Raw genomic sequence first — 18,311 nt, 5'->3', positions numbered from 1 at the left:
TTCGCCTATGGTTGCCGAACGACCGGCATGGGCGCAACCCCGACAGCCCCCTCCCGTCACTCAAAACCGACGGCGCGCTGTTAAGCGTTGGAGCCAAAGATCAGGTTGACCAGGAGTGCCATCCACTTCGCCGTACCGCTGATGCAGGGGCAGCGCCACTGGCACCGCCCCTGCGCAAGGATGATCAGAAGTCAACCGTGGCCGAGAGCCAGAGGCGGCGGCCTTCCTGGTTGATCGAATAGGCCGGGGTGAAGGCCGTGAGGTTGGCTGCCGTCTGATAGGGGACATAGACGGCATAATCGGTGTCGAGGATGTTGTAGATCGTCGCCGACAGGCGGAAGGCGGGCGTGATCTGGTAATTGCCGCCCAGATGGAAGACTTCATAGCTGCGGAAGTCGCCCAGCGCCGTCTGCTGTATGTTATTGCCGCGATAGCGGCTGGAGCGGATCTCGGCGCGCGCCCAAAGGCTGGCCTTGTCATCCAGCTTCCAGCGCAGATTGCCGTTCAGCATATGTTTGGGCATGCCCACCAGCGGCAGGCCCTTTTCCGACCCGCTAAGCTGCTCGGTTTCGGTATAGGTATAGTTGGCCGACAGCGACAGGCTGGGCGTGAAGGCGAAGCGGGTCGCGACCTCGACACCGCGGGTGCGGGCCTTGTCGATGTTGATCGACTGGCTGAACTGTTCGACATTGGGGAAATTGCCGACATCGACGCAACCGGCGGGCGGCTGGCCCTGGAAGCCGGAGAAGGTGCAGTTGTTGACGCCGGGGCCGGACGCGATCTTGTCATCGAAATCATTGTTGAACAGGGTCACATTGCCGCTGAAGAAGCCCTGATTGTCGAAATAGAGGCCCGCTTCATAGCTGGTGCTGGTTTCCGGCGTCAGGCCCGGCGATCCCAGCAGCGGCACGCGGCCCTGACTGCCGAAGCCGATGATGCCGCTGGCAATCTGTTCTACGCGCGGCGTCTTGAAGCCTCGGCTGACGCCGCCCTTCAGCGTGACGGCATCATTGATGTTCCACACTGCATAGGCGCGCGGCGACCATTTGTTGCCGAAGGTGGAATGATCGTCATAGCGGGCGCCGCCGGTGATGTTGACGCCCTCGGTGACGGTCAGGGTCGCTTCGGCGAAACCGGCCCACTGGGTGAATTTGAACGGTTCCGGGGCCACGCCTTCGACCATGCGAGCCTTCCAATATTGGCCGCCTACGGTGAAGGCGAGCGCGCCGAACTTGCCGGCGAAGCGGGAGTCGAGAATGTCGTTGCGCGCCTCCAGCTTGCGCGGGCTGCCCGGCACGGCGCCCGGCGTGCCATTGGGGATGAGGCGGCCGATGGTTTCGGTTTCGTTGCGGGTCAGCGTGGTGTCGAGTTGGCCAAAGCCCATGCGCCAGCTATGCGCGGCGACATAGTTGGTGCGGTTGAACCGCTGTTCGGGGGCGTAGCCGCCCGATCCCAGCGTGCCGAGCTGGCCCCGGCTATTGTCATAACGCTGTTCGTTGCGGTCATATTCGAACCACAGGTCATGATCGGCATGGGGCGTGATGCTGAGACGGCCGCCATAGGTGTAAGTGTCGGATTCCACCGGATTGCGGCCCAGCGTCAGCGCCGGATCGCCGGGGATTTCGATGTTCGATCCTTCGCGATGGAAGACGCTGCCGCGCAGGGTCAGCCCGACCAGATCCTTGACGATCGGCCCTTGGGCAAAGCCGTTGATCGACTGGATATTGCCGAAGCGGTCATCGCCCTGAATGGTGCTTTCGGCGGTCGCGGTGCCGACCCAGCGACTGCCGACCTTGCGCGTGATGATGTTGACAACACCACCCATCGCGTCCGAGCCGTACAGGGTGGACATGGGGCCACGCACCACTTCGATCCGGTCGATGGCGGAGAAAGGCGGCAGGAAGCTGGTGGAGGTTTCGCCAAAACCGTTGGGCGTGACGCCGCCCGGTGCATTCTGGCGGCGACCGTCGATCAGGACCAGCGTATAATCGCTGGGCATGCCGCGAATGGAGATGTTGAGCCCGCCGGTCTTGCCCGCTTCGCCGCCGACGTCCACGCCCTGCACGTCCTGCAACGCTTCGGCGAGGCTGCCAAAGCGCTTTTCCTGCAATTCTTCGCGGCCCAGCACGGTGATGCTGGCGGGTGCCTCGGTGATATTCTGTTCATAGCCGGCGGCGGTGACGACGATGGCGCTGCCGGACTGGTCATCCGCGTCGGGCGCGGGTGCATCGGCGGCGAAGGCAGGTGTCGCCAGAGCGGCGGCTAGAACGAGCAGGCTGCTACGCAGCGCAAAAGGATGCGCAGAAAATGCTGAAGACATGGAAACCCTCCCCCAAGCTAAGAACGCGAATAAGTCGCATTAGAGTCAAGGGGCCTGTGCGGAGGCGGTCGGTAGCGGTCAATTGCGCGACGCGGCCGAGGGGCGTGGGCAATAATTTCTTACAGGCAAGGCATCAGATGGCAGGGAGTGCGTCTTGCGCTGAAATATTCACGCTACATTTGCAACATTTGGCTACAATCAGACAGGCGGTCAGAGCGGATGACTTCATGTTGAATCGTCATTGCGAGCGCAGCGAAGCAATCCAATGGCGCGCCCATGGATTGCTTCGCTGCGCTCGCAATGACGGCGTGGGGCAAAGCAATCTCATCTCACTCTATGAGGCCACCCCCTGCCCTTTCACCTCGGCATAGAGGGTGAATTGCGCGTTCAGGCCGCCGACGCTCGACTGGCCAACCCACAGGTCGAAGACGCCCGGTTCGGCAAGGCGCTGGTTGCGGGCGCCGACAAATTCCAGATCGGTGCGCGACAGGGAGAAGCGGACGGTCTTGCTTTCGCCCGGTGACAGGGTGACGCGCTCCATATGTTTGAATTCGCGGATCGGGCGGGTGCGGCTGGCGACGCGATCGCGGGTGTAGAGCTGGACGACCTCGCTGCCCTTGCGCTTCCCCTTGTTGGTGATGCGCGCCGTGACCTCGATCGCGGCATCCCAGCGGAGCGCGGTGTCGGACAATTTCAACTGATCGAGCGCGAATTCCGTATAGCTGAGGCCATGGCCGAAGGGGAAACGGGCGCTGTTGTCGGTGGTGGCGTAGCGGGCCTTATATTCGGTGCTGCCCTTGTCGAGCACCGGGCGGCCGGTCGATTTACGGTCATAATAGAAAGGCTCCTGCCCGCTTTCCCACGGGAAGCTGACGGGCAGTTTGGCCGACGGATCGACCCGACCCAGCAGGATATCGGCGATGGCATGGCCCGCCTCGCTGCCCAGGAACCAGGTCGCCAATAGGGCATTGGCGTTGGCGACACCATCATGCAGGGCGAGCGCCCGGCCATGGCGCAACAGGACCGCGACCGGCTTGCCAGCCGCGACAACGGCGTCGGCCAGCGCCTGTTGCGCGGCGGGGATTTCGATCGTGGTGCGGGACTGGGCTTCGCCCGACATGGCCTGCGATTCGCCGATGGCGAGCAGGACGATATCGGCCACCTTCGCCGCATCGACCGCTGCGGCAATGCCGCCATCGATGGGCGCGCTGATGTCACTGCCGCGCGTGACGGTCAGGTGCGACGGATCGGGGAGCGCGACACGCAGGCCGGTGGCGATATCGACGCCCTTGTCCGGGTCGCCATAAAAGGCCCAGGGGCCATAGAGATTGGCATGATCTTCGGCAAAGGGACCGATCAGGGCGATCTTCTGCCCCTTCGCCGGATCGATCGGCAGCAGGCCATCATTCTTGAGCAGAACGACCGACTTGGCCGCCGCTTCGCGGGCAAGGGCGCGGTGGGCAGGCGTGAAGATGCGGGTCTTTTCCACCTCCTCATTCAGCGACCGGTAGGGATTGTCGAACAAGCCGATCGCCGCCTTCACATAAAGGATGCGGCGCACGGCGACGTCGATCGTGCCCATGGGGACGGCGCCGCTCTTCACCAGATCGGGCAGGTAGCGGATATAGAGCCCGCTTTGCATCGACATGTCGACGCCCGCCAGCACGGCAAGGCGCGCGGCATCGCGATCATCCTCGGCAAAGCCATGGGCGACCAGTTCCTCGTCGGCTGTATAATCGGAGAAGACGAAGCCGCGGAATTTCATCTCGCCGCGCAAGATGTCGGTGAGGAGTTCACTGTCAGCGGTGGCAGGGACGCCATTAATCTCGTTGAACGCGGCCATGGTGGTGAGGGCGCCGGCCGCGAAGGCCTGACCAAAGGGCGGCAAATGGGTTTCGCGCAGCGTTTCTTCGCTGATGTCGACATTGCCATATTCAAGGCCGGCGGCGACCGCCCCATAGGCGGCGAAATGTTTCGGGCAGGCCAGCAGCGAATCGTCGCGGCGCAGATCGCGACCCTGAAAGCCGCGAATGCGGGCGGCGGAGAGCAGGCCGGTGAGGGTCACATCCTCCCCTGCCCCCTCCACCACGCGACCCCAGCGCTGGTCGCGGGCGACGTCGACCATGGGGGCGAAGGTCAGATGCAGGCCAGCGGCGGTGGCTTCGACCGCCATGGCGCGAGCGGTACGCTCCACCAGAGCGGGATCGAAGCAGGAAGATTCGCCCAGCGGCACGGGGAAGATGGTCTTGAGGCCGTGGATCACATCCCCGGCGAAGAGCAGCGGGATGCCAAGGCGGCTGTCCTTTACCGCCATGTCCTGCGCGCGACGGGCACCGGCAACACCGATGCCGTTGAACAGGCAACCGACCCGGCCCCGGCGGACTTCCTGCGCCAGCCGCTTTTCATCCTGAATGCCGGCCTGCGGATTGGGCGGATTGAACGGGCGGAAACTGTCGGCAAGGCAGGTCATCTGCCCGGCCTTCTCCTCGATCGTCATGCGCGCGATCAGATCATCCACCCGCGCCACGTCATCGGCGGCAAGCGCACGATGGGGGCGGATGAGAGCGATGGCGCTACCCAATATTCCGGACAGGAGGGTGCGGCGGCGAATGGTGGTCATGCTGGCAGAAATAACGAGCCCCGATGAATGCAACTTGTCCGAATGAATGCATCAGGACGATTTATGTTGCACCGCAAGATGCAGCATATCGTCCCGGCAAAGGGGCAGTCCGCCAGAATTACTCTACCGGCCGCAATTCCGGTGCCTGTTCTTCAGGCATATGGTTGCGGCGCGCGATCCGGGGGGCGGCGCTATAGGTGCTGAAGCTCTCCATCGGGATGGCGGAGCCGCAATAACCGCATTCGGCCATCATCCGGCCCACGATCCACTGCTGACCGCCGCAACCGGGACAATGATTCTGCCCGCCCACATGATAGAGCGGCATGAAGCCCCTGGCACCCAATGCCGAAGGCGGCGAAACCGTCGCTGTGATCATCGACCAAGCCCTTTTCTCAGTTGACCTTGGTAAGGCAACGGGTCGGCCAACAGATGGTTTCATTAACAGAATGAAATGATCGGATATTTCGCGGTTTCCGTAGCGGATATGGGCGAAAAATAAATTTGCGGGGCTGTGCATAACTAGCCCGATCGCCCCTTGGGCGCTGCCGCTCCCCGTGCGGGGGAGCGTGGTGGACAGGGCTGGATTCGATTTTTGCTGTGTGATCGGCGTTAAACATGGGTTTCCCCCTTAGCAAGCTGATTTAATACCCCCTGAGATACCCCCGCATCTCAGTGGTTAGGCGTGGCGGCATTCTGCAGGTGACCGGCCATCCACGCGTCGATCTCGCGCTCCAGCCAGGCCACGGAGCCTGGTCCGATCGCGTGCGGACGGGGGAATCGTCCCTCACGAATCCAGCGGTAGATGGTGGTCGTCCCCTTCGGCACGCGCTCCTTGACCTGGGGGAGCGTGAGGAAGCGATCGGCCGACGATATGTCGGCCGGCTGGACCGGCGGCGCGTTCATGCGTTCTCTCCTGTGTTGCGTTCAGCCCGCGTCTGGCGCCGCGCCTTCCAAAGCCGGAACTCGGCGGCATGTTCGGGGCAAAGGTCTTTTTCCGGTGCCGGTGAGGCAGCGCACTCGCGGCAGATCGGCGCGTCGCAGGTACCGCTGCGCCGGTCCGCCACCTTCCAGTCGCAGGCCAGCGGCGCCGGCTGGCCGCATTCGCAGCGCGGACGACGCACTGACGAGCAGACAATCGCGCGCCCGCCGTTCGGCAACTGGACAAACTCGCAAGCCACTATGCGCTCGCCGCCGCTTGTGCGTCACGGATCAGCTCGGCCTTGAATTCGTTCATTGCGAAGCTGTGTTCGAGGCCCTTATTCTCCTCGAACAGATCGTTGACGGCCTGCAGGACGTCGGCAACCGTCACGCCCTTCGCCTCGCCGCTCAGCTTGTCCCGGGCGAAGGCGTGGCGGGTGGCTCTGGCCGGTATCGATGCGGCCATTGCGCCCGAGACGATATGTTCCAGCAGGAAATGCTTGCGTAGCAGGTCCGTCGTTTTCTGGTCGGTCAGGTCGATCTTGATGGCGTGGCCTTCCATCAGGATCTTGTTCGGATCGAGCAGGCCCTCGACCGCGGCGAAGACGAGGTCCTCGATGCCGGCGTCGCCAAGCAATGTGCCCGCGAAGTTCTTGCGCAGGATCGTCTCGATCGCTGCGGCTGTCGGCCGCTGGACGACAACCTTGATGTCGCAGCGGCCATCGCGCAGCACGGCCTGGTCGATCACCTCCGGGCGGTTGGTCGCCAGCAGTATGAAGGCGCCACTTTCCCGGATGCCGTCCATTTCGGCGAGGAATGTTGCGACCTGGCTTTCCTCCCAATGCATCACGCGCCGGACGCGGCCGGTGCGATCGGGGAGAAGCACTTCCGCCTCGTCCATGAAGACGAGAAGCGGATGGCCGTGGAGGCTTTGATACTCACGGGCGAAGGTGAAGATGGCTTTGATGTGGCCTTCCGTCATGCCAACATAGGGCGACTGGAGTTCGGAGCCGGAGATCGAGATGAACTCGACCTTGTCGCCATAGAGGCGCCGCATTTCCGAGGCGGCGGCGCGGGCGAACATCGTCTTGCCGCAGCCCGGCGGGCCGGACAGCAAGGCACCTTTGGGCATTTTCATTCCATAGGCGGCATAAACGGCCTTGTGCAGGACTGGTGCCTGGATTGCGTCGCGCAGCTGCTCCAGCGCCGCATCATTGCCTGCGATATCGTCGAAGGCCTGGTGCGGCGCCTTGATCAGCCATTTCTCGACAGCTTTGCGGGCGGAAGTGTAGCTGGCAGGCGGGCCAGATTTTGCGGCGCCAGACTGTTCCATGATCGCCTCGAACATCGAGTCACCAAACAGCCTCGAAAAATTATCGAAAGAGGCAGGGCCTCCACGAAACTCCAGCCGGGGTTCGATCTTAACTGTCTCCCAGCGTGTTTCAGCCGCGGCCTGATCCTCTTTTGCAAGCGGCTTCTTCATCTTGCCGATATGGTTGGGGTCGTAGGGCGATCCGAATTTTTCCCAGGACATGATGGTGGCTCCGATATGAAGGCGGCGGGCAAAGTCTGTGAGGTCGGCGATCATTTCAGCGCGGCGACCGGTGGCTGCAGCCGATGTCGCCGCGAACGCCGCATTTGAAGCAGGGGTCGCGGTCGACCGGGGAGAAGGCGACCTTTGGTGTGCCGGGCCGCGCATAGTCAGGATTGATCCGGCGGCCGACATATTGGCCAGACGGCTGATATTTCTGGCGGCCGGGGATGGCGCGGCCCTCCAGCAGGGCGCGCACCCGGGCGAGTGTCACCTCGCGCGGATGATGGGCATTGCTCACGTCCCTGATCCAGCGTGATGGGGAGGCAGAGAGCGGCGCGATGAAGCGCATCAGGGGGATGTTCTGGCGCGCGGCGGCGGCTGTAACGGCGGCGATGACGTCGGCGCCGGTGGTGAGGTCGGCGGGCGCAATCATGATGCGACCTTTCTGGCCGCGCGGGCAGCCTTCCATGTTTCGAAATCCTGCGCGTGGGCCGGGCACAGATCCTTGTCCGGGGCTGGCGAGATGGCGCACGCGCGGCAGATCGGCGCGTCGCAGGTGCCGCTGCGCCGGGCCGGAACCTTCCAGTCGCAGAGCAGCGGCGCCGGCTGGCCACAGGCGCATTGCGGGCGACGGCCGGAGGAACAGACGATCGCTGTTCCCCCGGTCGGCAGGCGGACATGCTGGCAGGGCATGGCTGCGCCTCATGCCGGCTGCTTGCGGCGCAGGTGCTGCAGCTGCTCCACCCATTCTGCGTCCTCGGCCGGCTCCGTGTCCGGCCGAACCTTGCGAAACTGCAGCGCGTGGAAGAACAGTCGTGCGTCCTTGCCTTCAAAGCCAAGGAACAGATGCCCCCGGGTCTGATCGACCGCCCTGACACGCAGCAGTTCTTCCTTGCGTGGGGCCCGATCCTTGATCTGACAATCCGCCCGGCCGCAGCACGTCCATTTGTCGTCGATGCAGACAGCGAGATCGCCGACGCTCCAGCCCTCGCTGCTCACGCCGCCATCTCCGTGCTTTCCGCCGCGGCCTCCTCATAGGCGGTGGAAATGATATGCGTGGCGCATGTCGGCACGCGCATTTCGGGGAACTTGCCCTTGTGCGCCATGATCTCCCGATACCATTCGGCCTGCTCGGCGCCGCCCAGGACCGCGATCAGCAGCGCATCGCTGATGCCGCCGCCTGTCTTCATCGCATCGCCCACGGTGCCGGCGATGCCGCCGAAGATCGTGCCGGCATAGCGCAGCACCTGGCCATCGAACGCCTGGCGCAGGATCCGCAGCGACCGGACGGTCGCCTTGTCGCCATGCAGGCGCTGCGCTTCCTTGATGCCGCCGATATTGGACACAGCGCCGGGTGCCTGATCGACGTTGTTGGTGCTGGTGGCGAGCGTGATGCCGGCCTGATGCAGCAGGCTCATGGTCCGGCAAGCGTCCGGATCCTTCCCGGCAACCGCCGCCTTGAAGATGTCGATTGCCTTGAGCGGTGTCCGCTGGCGATTGAGCTTGGCGAAGATCGCCGCCTCTTCCTGTGCGGACGCATAGGTCGCAACGACGCAGGGAAGCTGGCCGATATCGGGCCGCTGCTTGGCTGCCTGCAGCCGGTGCTGGCCGTCGACGACGAACAGCCCCTGATCACCGCGGCGCGAGACGACGAGGACCTGACAGAGATCCCAGTTCCATTCCCTCGCGATCTTCGCGATCAGGTTGCGGCTCTGGCTGTTCTCGATCGACCGCTGGTAGCTGGCATCGACCTTCAACTGGGAGGGCGAGAGATATTGCAGCACCGGCAGGCTGCCCTTGGCCGGCGTGAAAGCGGGTTTCCGGGTCATGCTGCCCTCCGAAACTGAAATGACAGCGCCGATTCCGCCGCCGCCAACCACGCGCCACTGAAGAGACGAGGCGCCAAATTCAGCGCCAGCCACCGATCGCCTGCGAGGACCGCCTTCAGAAACTCTTCAAGTTCGTCTGCCGAAGGCTCATCATTGCTGAGCTGCTCCACTTCATGGACGATGGCAGCGAGGCGTTCGCCCACATCTTCCGCAGCAACGAGGATGGCGTCGCGATGCTTCAGGAATTTCGCGTTCATGCTGCCTTCTCCATCTGCTGTTCGGCCCGCGCGATTGCGCTGAGGCGCGGGCGGAAGCGGAGCATGGGGTGGACCCAGTCTTTCAGGCGCGACAGGGTGCGGGTGACCGGTGCCGGCAGCGCGTCCGCCTTCAGCTTTTCGAGGCCGAGATATTCGGCGTGGCTGACATGGGGGTGGACCAGCTCCAGCTGGCGGGCCTTGGGCAGGAGGGCGATCAGTTCTTCGGTCGGCTCGATTAGGGAGCGGACCTGTTCGTCGCTGGACTGGCCGGCCAGCGCGGCGACATGATCGTGCAGTTCCACCTCATAGCCCGTGGCGTTGGCCGAGCGCTCCAGCGCCAGCCCCGCGACGATCGCGGCGGCGAGGCCGCGCAGCTGCGCCGCATCGGCGCGAAAGGAGTCGAACGCCATGACGAGATCCGCATCGGTCATGGACGGGTGCGCCTTCAGCTGAGCCACGGCGCTCTTCCAGACGCCATGCGCGAAGGTGCGACCGACATGGTCGAATGTCTGTTGCGGCTGCAATTCCTGCCGCACGGACAGGCCAGCGAGGCCGCGCTCGATCGCGCGGCCGCCCGGCGCCTCCCCGGACGGGGGCGTCAATCGATCCCGCGCCAGCGACCAGAGCAGATAGTCGAGCGCCAGATCGCCCAGCTCCTGATTGTCCAGGACCAGCGTGGCGCGCAGCGCCGTTTGCCGCAGCGAGCGCATGATCTGGATGCCATCGGCCGTCAGCCCATGTTCGTCGCGGACCAGCGTGTCAGCCTTCTGCCGGTCACCCATGCCATAGTCGCGATCGATCGCGGCGCCCGGCTTGACGATGGGGCGGGCTTCCGTGACCGGGGTCGCCGCGCCGATCGGCCCGGCCGAGACGGGGCGCGGTGCCGGGGCGTCGGGCAATTTTCGGGCAGCGGCTTCCGCCTTCTGCTTGTCCTTGCGGCTGGCCCACCAGAAGCGCAGCTCCGGCTCGCCTTCTTCCTGAACGATAAGCGTGGCGAAGACCTGGCTGGATGGGAGCGGAATCTGCATCCGGGATTCCAGGAACGCCAGTTCATCCTCCAGCGGCTCGAAGACTTCGTCGATCGCGGCGATGCAGTGGGCGCGCAGATCCTCGTCCAGTTCGGCGTCGTCGAGATGGAAGCGGGCCCAGCCTTCCCAATAGGACATTTCGTAGCGCAGTTCGGCGAGCCACTGGGCGTCGGCCGCATCGACCGGTTCGGGGTGGGCGGTGATTTCCAGCCCGGTGTCGACGCCCTGGTCATAATTGGCGAGCATCAGACGCGGCGGCGCGGTTTCGAAGCGCAGGTCGGAACCGGCCTGGCGGCGCACGCGCGCGCGGATCGTCTCCAGCTTCGCGTCGTGCAGCTGCATCAGCAGCCCTTCGTCCGCCACGCGGCCGCGCTGGTCCGCTTCGCCAGCGAACAAATCCAGTTCGTAGCGGCCGCCTGCTTTGGCATAGGCTTCCTCCCCCACGAAACGCAGGGCGCGTTCGAGATCCGCGTCGCCGAATTTCAGCAGCTTGCGGACGAGGCTGGCTGGCTTGCCCCAGTCGCGATGCGGGTGCGCCATGAACTGTTCGAAGACATGAAGCTGAAGCGCGACATCTTCGGTCGCGCCGATCGCCATGGCGACGGACCGGCCAATCTCGTCCGCCTCCAGCGCGGCGAAGACGGTGGGGTGGAGCTGGCCCAGGCGCGCCCATTGGCGGACAGTCTGGATCGTCTGGCCGTTGGTGTCGGCGATGTCGGACAGGCTGCGGCCGCGATCGAGCGCGCGGGCGACAGCCGCATAGATTTCATAATCGCGCAGATCGCGGCGGATGAAGGTGGCGGCGAGCGCCAGATCATGCAGCTCGCCCTCGTCCGTGCATTCGCGGACGGCGACCTCGATCGGATGGTCGGCGGGCAGGCGGCCGGTTTCGATGGCACGGGCGAAGGCGCGATAGCGGCGGCCGCCATCGAGCACGCCGAAGCGCTTCTTCGCGCGGCCCTTTGCCTTCAAGGGGTGGACGATCAGGGGGTAGAGCTGGCCGCGGGCGACGAGCGAATTTTCCAGCGCGTCGATGGCGTTGGCGTCTTCCTGATTGATGCGGGCGTTGTAGGGCGAGACGCATAGCGCCTCGATCGTCATCGTGGTAACGGACATCGGACTTCTCCTGGATAAGCACCTCTTTGTGCGGGGGTTTTCAGGGGGAGATTGGCCCGGACCGATACAGGGCAAGGATCGGTCCGGGCCCGCGACCCCTGCCGGGGTGAGCATTGGGACGTTGGCAGGGGCAGCGTTCGGGTGGGCGACCAGCAGCAGCTGGACGCCGTCATTCGGATAGCGCGCGTCGAGAGCGCGACATTCGGTGCAGGTGCAGAGGGCGGGCGACGCGGTCATGCGGCCTGCTCCGTACCGGGGCCGCCATCGTCCGGTCGGCCGCGCGATGGGTAGCGGTCAAGGAAGCCGCGCAGACGCCGGAGCGCGTCCAGCCAGCCAAAGCGGCCGGCCGCGTTGACTCTCACCAGTTCGATCAGTTCGTCATCGACGCAGGTGCGCATCGCGTCGTCCAGCGGTTCCAGCGCCGCGCGTTCGCCGATCATGCGCCCCATGCGCACCGCGTTGGCGACGACCTGAACCCGCACGAGGCCCCAGGCGCGCCCATGACCGGCGGCGTCGGCCGTCGACAATATGATCGAGGCGATATCCTCGTCCGACATTCGGGTGACGAAGCGGGTGTCAGCCATGGACTGCCTCCCCCTGGCCAAAGCTGCCCTGCAACATCGCACCCAGGCGGGGGCCGAGCAGGCCGCTGCTGATGAATACCTCTATCGCCTGTTGCAGGGTGATGCCGATCGGCGCGGCGTCGATAGGGGAGGACGGCGCTTCGGGCTCTGGGACTTTAGGTGTCTGGCCGGCGAAGCAGGCGCTGACAGCCTCCATCCCGGCGGGCGTTATGCGCAGCCAGACGCGGCGCGCGTCATGCGAACAAGCGTAGCGATGAAAATAGCCGTCCTTCAGGAGTCGGCGGACCCAGCGCAGCGCTGTCGTGGCAGGATGACCGGACATGACGCAGGCGCCCGTTATGCTGATCGGCCGACCGGACAGATCTGCATAGGCCACTTCAAGCAGGATGTTCCATCCGCAATCGCTGCGCGCGATGTCCAGATGGAGCCGTTTGGATCGACGGACGCGATCGGCGCGCGACCGGGTGATCTCACGCATAAGGCGATCGGTGCTCATGACGGCGTACCCCGCTCGTCGGGCGCGTCGATCGTCATGGTGGCGTCGCAGCAGCGCGGCCAGCCATGGCGCAGCGCGCCGGCCGGATCGACGCGGGTCGAGCGGCCACAGGACCGGCACCACACCAGACCGCGCATCAGCTTGGCGTGGCTGGCGGCAAGGCGATCGTGCAGGCCCTGGCACATCATGCCGGCGCCTGATCGAACAGGATGGCGCGGACCCGATCCTTGGTCATGGCGCGGTCGATGCGGTAGGCGCGGGCATGGACCTGCGCTACGCTGTCGCCCTGCGCGAACATCGCCCGCAGTTCGGCCGGGCTGAAGGGCGCGGTGCGGCGCGCGCTGGTGGTGGCCCAGCGCGGCATCAGTCCTGCTCTCCGAGCTGGCGATCGATAGCGTCAAAGCTGGCGATCAGGGCACGGATGCCCGCGCGGCTAAGGGTCACCGCGATGGCTTCATCCGTCGGCTCGGCCGGGTTGCCGCCCGAGAATACCAGCAAGGCGCCGTCGGCTTCGGGGCAAGGTGCCCAGGCCAGGCCAACGCCACGCAACAAGCGGAGTTCGGCCGACCTGCCGACATAGTGTCCATGCGGGACGAAGACGGTGCCGCGATCGGTGTGGAGGATGGGCGTCGCGATCGGGGGGAAGTCACCCTCCCCAATGTTGACCAGCGGGCCAAGCAGCGCCTCCAGGCCGGAGAGGGTGATCGCGCCCATCAGGCCATCCCCAGCGCAGCGAGATAGGTCTGCAGGATAGCGTCGCGTTCCTGGCGGTCGTGCGGCTGCATCTTCCGCAAGCGGATGATCTCGCGCATGATCTTGGTGTCGTAACCGGTGGCCTTGCCCTCCAGATAGACGTCCTTGATATCGTCGCCGATGCCCTTCTTTTCTTCTTCCAGGCGTTCGATACGCTCGATCATGAGGCGGAGCTGGTCCGCCGCGATGTCGCCCTCGCTCATGACTGGAGCCACCAGATGAGGGCCACGGCGATCAGGCCGCAGGCAATGCCGGCGCCCCAGATGATGTTGAACTCGCGCAGGTCCGCGTCGATGTCGCGGACGAAATCGGCGCGCGGCCGGGCGTCATCCCAGAAATCGACCTGCGGGTCGGCGGGCGCATAGTCGCGCGGGCGGAAGGGCGCGTTCATGGATCAGGACTCCTTGATCGAGAGGGATTTCGGGGCGCAGGCGGTGCAGACATCGTCGCTGGCCCAGCCGCAGGTGGCTTCGCCGGTGAAGCAGGCATCGTTCTGCGAGCAGCCGCAGATGAGGCAGAGTTGCGGCGCGTGCTGGACGGCCGAAGGGCCGTAGCTGCGGATCGTGATGAGCTGTTCGAGCACGCGGCGCGAGAAGCGGAAGACATCCGACAGAGCGGCGACGACATCGGGGCTGAGGGCGGCGATGTCCTTTTCGATCCGGTCTATCCAGGCGACCTTGTCGATACCGCCCAGCCGCGGGCTGGTGTTGACCAGCGCGGCGACGTCAATAATCGAGAGGCCGGCGGCGACGCGGCGCTTGTTCAGATAGGTGCCGGGCGACATCATTGACTGCGTCCTTTCAGGATGCAGAAAAGCCACTCCGAAAGCGCCGCTGGCGCGATCAGAAGACCAAAGTTTTGATCGGGTTTTGATCGGGACGGGGGTCCCTTAGCCTGGACTTAGGGGGGCTTACGGCCGAGGCGGGCGAGGATACGGTCCGCCCAGTTGCGGACGTCGAGCACTTCCTTGCTGGCGCGGGCGTTCTCGGCCTCGCCGGCGTCGGGTTCGGCCGCCTCCAGCAAAGCGAGGCTGGCGTCGCCGGTTTCCCGGATGAAGCTGATCGATTCCCGGCGCAGCTCATGCTTGTCGGCGAAGGCGGCGGCATCGGAGCCGCCGACCATGTCGGCATGAGCCTGCAACAGCGGATCGCCCACGCCACCGGACTGGCGGTAGAGGATGCCGAGCGTCACGCAGGCGGTGAGCGGCGGCTGTTCGTCGCGATCGGGATCGCCCCAGCCGCGGACGGTGCGTTCATGATAGCCCGTCGCCTGGGCCATGCCGGCCCAGCCGCCGACGCCATCCTGCCCAGCGATGCGCGCGAGGGCGGCGTCGATCGATAGGGGGGCGCGTAGCTTGGTCATGGGCGCCCTCCAAATTGTCCGGCACTCCGCAACGGTGCGACCCGAATGATGCGGAGCTTTGACCTCGCGCCAGCGCCCGGAGAGGCGGGGCAGGCGGCGATGGGACCGGGGCGGCCGGCGCGCCCGGATGGGAATAAAAGGGCCGCCGCCGGACGGTTATTCAGGACGGTTCCGGCGACGGCAGGATAGTCCCCGGCAAAGGGTCTGCATGAAAAGCCGGGGGCCATGGGAAGGCAGGCGCGCGACCCAAAAGGACGCGGCGATTGGGAGAGACGGGGCAAAGCGAGGCGGATAGCCCGGAGCGGTGACGCGATCATGGCCGCACCCCTTCCATTCCAATATCGCGAGATGCTTCCTCGCGCGGATAGATGTCGGGGCGCAGATCGTGGCGGGAGATGCCGGTGGCTTCCTCCACGGTGAAAACATACTCGGCCGGCAGCGGACGATCATCACGGAGCCAACCGAAGATGACTGACTGTCGCTTGCCGAGCAGGCGGCCGAACGCAGATTGGGAACCCGCTGCGCGGACTGCCAAGGCAAGAGCCGAATCTGAGTCATGTTCTAACGCCATGACGTTTAACTAACGTGATTACGTTATGTGTCAACAGCGAAAACGGAAATGACCCTAACGCAATTTCGTTAGATAATGGTTGCATGAGTATTGGCGCGCGTATCGAGGAACGGCTGGGCAAGGTTGGGATTTCCCAATCCGAGCTCGCACGCCGTGTCGGTGTCCGCCAAAGCACGATGAACTCATTGATCCGGGGTGATAACCGTACTTCGCGGAGCATCTTGAAGATCGCACGCGAACTGCGCACGACACCAGCCTATCTGACCGGTGAAAGCGACGATCCGAATATCGACGCAGAACCGTCGGCGAATCTCGATTCGGAAGAGCTGGAGCTGGTCGACCATTTTTCTCACCTCGCGCCGGCCGACCGCAAGGCGCTGCTTCAGATTGCCCGTTCGATGGCGGGAGGTGCTCAGCCGTCCGACACGGTTCACGCGGGCGGCACGACCCAAGCCGCAACCCTGCATGACCGCGCGAATGATTTTCGCGGTGAGGGCAAATGAGCGTGGATGCCGGCGATCAAGAGCAAGATCGTAAAGGGACATGGTCGAAGCTAGCGCGATGGGGCGGAAGTCTCGTCGTGATCCTCGCGCTGCTGGCTTTAGCGCATGTGGGTATAGACATATTCAAAAGCGCAAATCGCCAAGAATATCCCGTCCGCGCATATAATCCAGCCCGTGACGCGATCGTAGCTGCGCCGGGCAAAGATGGCAAAATGGCTGCCGAGGCCCATGAGCCCTATTGCAATGCACCAGGCAATGAAGGCGACGCTGATCTCTGTGCTCAATGGGCTGCCGTTCAAAGCGTGGAGGAGGGAAATCGCCTCACCCGTATATCATTGTGGGTCAGTCTGGGCGAGGCGATCGGCCTGACGCTGAGCCTGTTCTTCACCGGTTGGGCGGCGTTGGCTGCTTCCAAGGCAGCGAAGATTGCCGAAGAGAGCATGGCCGATGCGGATCAGGCGCGCGATCTGGCACGACAAAGCACCGAGGCCGCGGTCAAATCCGCCGAAATTGCGCAGGCTGCGCTGAGCCAGAGCAGGTCTGCGGTCGATGCTTCCACGCGCAGTGCCCAGGCAGCCGAAAAGGCGATCGTCCAGTCGCATGAGCAATATGTGAATTCGCACAGGCCCTATCTTTCTTTGCGCATGTCTCCCCGGTTCGTAAAAAATGGCAGGGTCGAGCGACACGGGAAGTGGGTTTATGGGCACGTCTTCCTGGCCGAAGCCGAGTTGAAGAATCTCGGCAAGGTTCCTGCCACCGACATCAAGCATATCATGCAGATGTATATCCTCGTCGATGGCACCGACATAGCTGAGTGGGACGATAGCTTCATCGACAAGAATGTTATCCCCCTGGCGCCGGGAGACGATTGCCGGTTGGAGGCAATTCAAATTCTTGAGCAAGAATATGATGCCGTCGGGCAGGGCAAGGCGAGGATAATATATCGCGCCGCCGTGCAATATACCGATCCCTTATCCGGTCGGACCTGCCAGACGATTACTGTCGAGGAACTGGTCGTTGAAGGAACATATGATCGGTACGTCAATGACCACAAAGGCGTCGTAGGATTTGCCGTTTGCCCCGGCGTGCGCATGACTTGAGCGGTTCATAGCTGGGGACAGGGTGGCCGAAGCTGGCCGCCGGGTTGGTTCCCTGGAATGTCGACGGGAGGAAGAATGACGAATTTGCTGACGGTTCAAAATCCGACCTGGCTGCTCCACCCGGACTATCTGAAAGTGGTCGGTCAGTTCACGGTCAATTTTGGCCGGATCGAATGGTTTCTGAAGCGGGTGATCACCAAATATATCGGCTGCGACGAAAAGGTGGCCAGGATCTTCGTGGGGCAGGCGAGAGTGGTCGATCTGCTGGCGACATTGAGCCAGATCATCGTCGCGGGCGGGATACCGGAAAAGCAGTCAGCCCATCTGTCGATGCTGATCAGTGCGATCCGCGAACTGAATGTCCATCGGAATGCCATCGTGCATCGGGCCTGGTTCGAGTTCGAAGGCCGGACGGTGTTGACGAACGAGCTGGTGTCCAAAGGAAAGTCGGAAACGCTCTATTATAGCTGTGACCAGATTTACGAGTTGGGCAAGGTGGCGGAAGCCATCATCATGCATCTGGGGATACATCAGGCGAAGCCCGAGGATTGGGAGAAGCTTACGGCGGAGTCGGGCGCGTGGGGGCCGCTGACATCATCGCTTGGAAGAGATCTGCCAGTGGTGGATATGCCGGATCCATGATGTCGGCCCGCATGTCCAGGAATGCTTGGCCGGCGGTCTCCATTTCGGCCGTGGGCCAATTGACGGCCCGGGCGAGCATCGCGATCTGCGCCAGCCTTTTCGAGTGAAGCCGTTGCTGACCCGCGTCCGCCAGTCGACCGATCAGGTCGAGCAGTTCATCTTCCGTGTCCAAGCCAAGCCAGATCCCGGCGCTTTCGGAAGCGATGGCAACGCCTGACGCGCCGCTGGAGATATGGATTTTCTCGCCAGTCATAGCCGCTGGCTTAGCATGAACTTTTTCCCGGCGACACAGCGTTGACCGACTCCGGACTTGTTCTTCATATGTTCCATATGAAGGGCATGGATCATGGCGCGGAATGAGGGCAATCGGATCGTTCCGACCAGCCTGTTCGAATGCCTGACGTGGAAGCAGGCGGTGCGGGTCGCGTGCCAGTGCGGCCATTTCAATCATTTCGATCCGGCAGGGCTGTGGTGGCATTTCCACCGGAAAGGGTGGAGCGACGAGTTTCGCGACGCGCGCGAGCATTTCTATTGCCGGCCTTGCCGCATCGCCGGCGGCGTGCTGGTGCGGCCTGTATCGATAGAGCCGTGCATTCACTGGCCGATCGTGACCCTGCCTGTGCCGGGAGAACGGGAATGGAAGCGCGCGATCGCGCGGATGCGGGGATGATCCGGGCA

26 protein-coding genes are annotated in these 18,311 nt (G+C 63.9%); 5 read left to right on the top strand and 21 right to left on the bottom strand.

Annotation, left to right across the window (positions count from 1 at the left end; all coding sequences use genetic code 11):
* Positions 1–184: 184 nt before the first annotated feature.
* From BMY84_RS02900 to BMY84_RS02805, 21 genes are all read right to left on the bottom strand, one after another.
* Positions 185–2,320 (bottom strand): TonB-dependent receptor domain-containing protein, encoded by a 2,136-nt coding sequence (locus BMY84_RS02900; RefSeq protein ID WP_093080316.1) that lies wholly within the window; start codon positions 2,318–2,320, stop codon positions 185–187.
* 334 nt (positions 2,321–2,654) lie between these two features.
* Positions 2,655–4,940, bottom strand: coding sequence for a glycoside hydrolase family 3 N-terminal domain-containing protein (locus tag BMY84_RS02895; protein ID WP_093080313.1), 2,286 nt, complete (start codon positions 4,938–4,940; stop codon positions 2,655–2,657).
* Positions 4,941–5,058: 118 nt separating this feature from the next.
* A complete protein-coding gene (locus tag BMY84_RS02890; protein ID WP_093016766.1) occupies positions 5,059–5,316 on the bottom strand; it encodes a hypothetical protein in 258 nt (85 codons plus the stop codon).
* 293 nt (positions 5,317–5,609) lie between these two features.
* Positions 5,610–5,843, bottom strand: a complete 234-nt coding sequence (locus BMY84_RS02885; protein WP_093080311.1) for a helix-turn-helix transcriptional regulator — start codon at positions 5,841–5,843, stop codon at positions 5,610–5,612.
* Between the two features lie 274 nt (positions 5,844–6,117).
* The gene (locus BMY84_RS02880; protein WP_177203877.1) at positions 6,118–7,392 is read right to left on the bottom strand and encodes an AAA family ATPase; all 1,275 of its coding nucleotides are present in this window, start codon (positions 7,390–7,392) and stop codon (positions 6,118–6,120) included.
* A 55-nt stretch (positions 7,393–7,447) separates the two neighbouring features.
* On the bottom strand, positions 7,448–7,825 hold the full coding sequence (locus tag BMY84_RS29605) for a hypothetical protein (protein WP_218146910.1): 378 nt from the start codon (positions 7,823–7,825) through the stop codon (positions 7,448–7,450).
* Positions 7,822–8,085: a hypothetical protein gene (locus BMY84_RS02875; protein ID WP_093080306.1), complete on the bottom strand. Its 264-nt coding sequence runs from the start codon at positions 8,083–8,085 to the stop codon at positions 7,822–7,824. The genes BMY84_RS29605 and BMY84_RS02875 overlap by 4 nt, the downstream gene beginning before the upstream one ends.
* A gap of 9 nt (positions 8,086–8,094) precedes the next feature.
* Positions 8,095–8,391 (bottom strand): hypothetical protein, encoded by a 297-nt coding sequence (locus BMY84_RS02870; RefSeq protein ID WP_093080303.1) that lies wholly within the window; start codon positions 8,389–8,391, stop codon positions 8,095–8,097.
* Positions 8,388–9,221 carry a DUF6551 family protein gene (locus BMY84_RS02865; RefSeq protein WP_093080301.1) on the bottom strand — a complete coding sequence of 278 codons (834 nt, stop codon included), beginning with the start codon at positions 9,219–9,221 and terminating at the stop codon, positions 8,388–8,390. The genes BMY84_RS02870 and BMY84_RS02865 overlap by 4 nt, the downstream gene beginning before the upstream one ends.
* On the bottom strand, positions 9,218–9,478 hold the full coding sequence (locus BMY84_RS02860) for a hypothetical protein (RefSeq protein ID WP_093080298.1): 261 nt from the start codon (positions 9,476–9,478) through the stop codon (positions 9,218–9,220). The genes BMY84_RS02865 and BMY84_RS02860 overlap by 4 nt, the downstream gene beginning before the upstream one ends.
* Entirely contained in the window at positions 9,475–11,622 is a 2,148-nt protein-coding gene (locus BMY84_RS02855) for a ParB/RepB/Spo0J family partition protein (RefSeq protein ID WP_177203875.1), read from the bottom strand. Before BMY84_RS02855 ends, BMY84_RS02860 begins: the two co-directional genes overlap by 4 nt.
* A 233-nt stretch (positions 11,623–11,855) precedes the next feature.
* Positions 11,856–12,206, bottom strand: coding sequence for a hypothetical protein (locus BMY84_RS02850; RefSeq protein ID WP_093080293.1), 351 nt, complete (start codon positions 12,204–12,206; stop codon positions 11,856–11,858).
* Complete coding sequence (locus BMY84_RS02845; protein ID WP_093080290.1) at positions 12,199–12,702, bottom strand: hypothetical protein; 504 nt, start codon at positions 12,700–12,702, stop codon at positions 12,199–12,201. Before BMY84_RS02845 ends, BMY84_RS02850 begins: the two co-directional genes overlap by 8 nt.
* Positions 12,699–12,890 (bottom strand): hypothetical protein, encoded by a 192-nt coding sequence (locus tag BMY84_RS02840; protein ID WP_256215023.1) that lies wholly within the window; start codon positions 12,888–12,890, stop codon positions 12,699–12,701. The genes BMY84_RS02845 and BMY84_RS02840 overlap by 4 nt, the downstream gene beginning before the upstream one ends.
* Positions 12,887–13,066, bottom strand: coding sequence for a hypothetical protein (locus BMY84_RS02835; protein WP_093080285.1), 180 nt, complete (start codon positions 13,064–13,066; stop codon positions 12,887–12,889). The genes BMY84_RS02840 and BMY84_RS02835 overlap by 4 nt, the downstream gene beginning before the upstream one ends.
* Positions 13,066–13,416: a hypothetical protein gene (locus BMY84_RS02830; RefSeq protein WP_093080282.1), complete on the bottom strand. Its 351-nt coding sequence runs from the start codon at positions 13,414–13,416 to the stop codon at positions 13,066–13,068. The genes BMY84_RS02835 and BMY84_RS02830 overlap by 1 nt, the downstream gene beginning before the upstream one ends.
* Complete coding sequence (locus tag BMY84_RS02825) at positions 13,416–13,658, bottom strand: DUF2312 domain-containing protein (protein ID WP_093080279.1); 243 nt, start codon at positions 13,656–13,658, stop codon at positions 13,416–13,418. Before BMY84_RS02825 ends, BMY84_RS02830 begins: the two co-directional genes overlap by 1 nt.
* Complete coding sequence (locus tag BMY84_RS02820; RefSeq protein ID WP_093080277.1) at positions 13,655–13,846, bottom strand: hypothetical protein; 192 nt, start codon at positions 13,844–13,846, stop codon at positions 13,655–13,657. The genes BMY84_RS02825 and BMY84_RS02820 overlap by 4 nt, the downstream gene beginning before the upstream one ends.
* Positions 13,847–13,849: 3 nt before the next feature.
* Entirely contained in the window at positions 13,850–14,242 is a 393-nt protein-coding gene (locus BMY84_RS02815) for a helix-turn-helix domain-containing protein (RefSeq protein WP_093080274.1), read from the bottom strand.
* 113 nt (positions 14,243–14,355) lie between these two features.
* Positions 14,356–14,817, bottom strand: coding sequence for a hypothetical protein (locus tag BMY84_RS02810; protein WP_093080272.1), 462 nt, complete (start codon positions 14,815–14,817; stop codon positions 14,356–14,358).
* A gap of 313 nt (positions 14,818–15,130) precedes the next feature.
* Complete coding sequence (locus BMY84_RS02805; protein ID WP_093080269.1) at positions 15,131–15,388, bottom strand: transcriptional regulator; 258 nt, start codon at positions 15,386–15,388, stop codon at positions 15,131–15,133.
* An 83-nt stretch (positions 15,389–15,471) separates the two neighbouring features.
* Here BMY84_RS02805 and BMY84_RS02800 point away from each other — a divergent pair, with 83 nt between their 5' ends.
* From BMY84_RS02800 to BMY84_RS02780, 5 genes are all read left to right on the top strand, one after another.
* Positions 15,472–15,891 (top strand): helix-turn-helix domain-containing protein, encoded by a 420-nt coding sequence (locus BMY84_RS02800; protein WP_093080267.1) that lies wholly within the window; start codon positions 15,472–15,474, stop codon positions 15,889–15,891.
* Positions 15,888–16,991 carry a hypothetical protein gene (locus BMY84_RS02795; RefSeq protein ID WP_093080264.1) on the top strand — a complete coding sequence of 368 codons (1,104 nt, stop codon included), beginning with the start codon at positions 15,888–15,890 and terminating at the stop codon, positions 16,989–16,991. Before BMY84_RS02800 ends, BMY84_RS02795 begins: the two co-directional genes overlap by 4 nt.
* Before the next feature lie 75 nt (positions 16,992–17,066).
* The gene (locus BMY84_RS02790) at positions 17,067–17,633 is read left to right on the top strand and encodes a hypothetical protein (protein ID WP_093080262.1); all 567 of its coding nucleotides are present in this window, start codon (positions 17,067–17,069) and stop codon (positions 17,631–17,633) included.
* Positions 17,634–17,658: 25 nt separating this feature from the next.
* Positions 17,659–17,850: a hypothetical protein gene (locus tag BMY84_RS02785; protein WP_093080259.1), complete on the top strand. Its 192-nt coding sequence runs from the start codon at positions 17,659–17,661 to the stop codon at positions 17,848–17,850.
* A 129-nt stretch (positions 17,851–17,979) separates the two neighbouring features.
* Positions 17,980–18,303, top strand: coding sequence for a hypothetical protein (locus tag BMY84_RS02780; RefSeq protein WP_093080257.1), 324 nt, complete (start codon positions 17,980–17,982; stop codon positions 18,301–18,303).
* Positions 18,304–18,311: the final 8 nt, after the last annotated feature.

This window comes from Sphingobium sp. AP50 (genome assembly GCF_900109095.1).
Lineage (GTDB): Bacteria > Pseudomonadota > Alphaproteobacteria > Sphingomonadales > Sphingomonadaceae > Sphingobium.
Note: the sequence above shows the minus strand (reverse complement) of the source record. Positions and strands in the feature narration are given on the sequence as shown.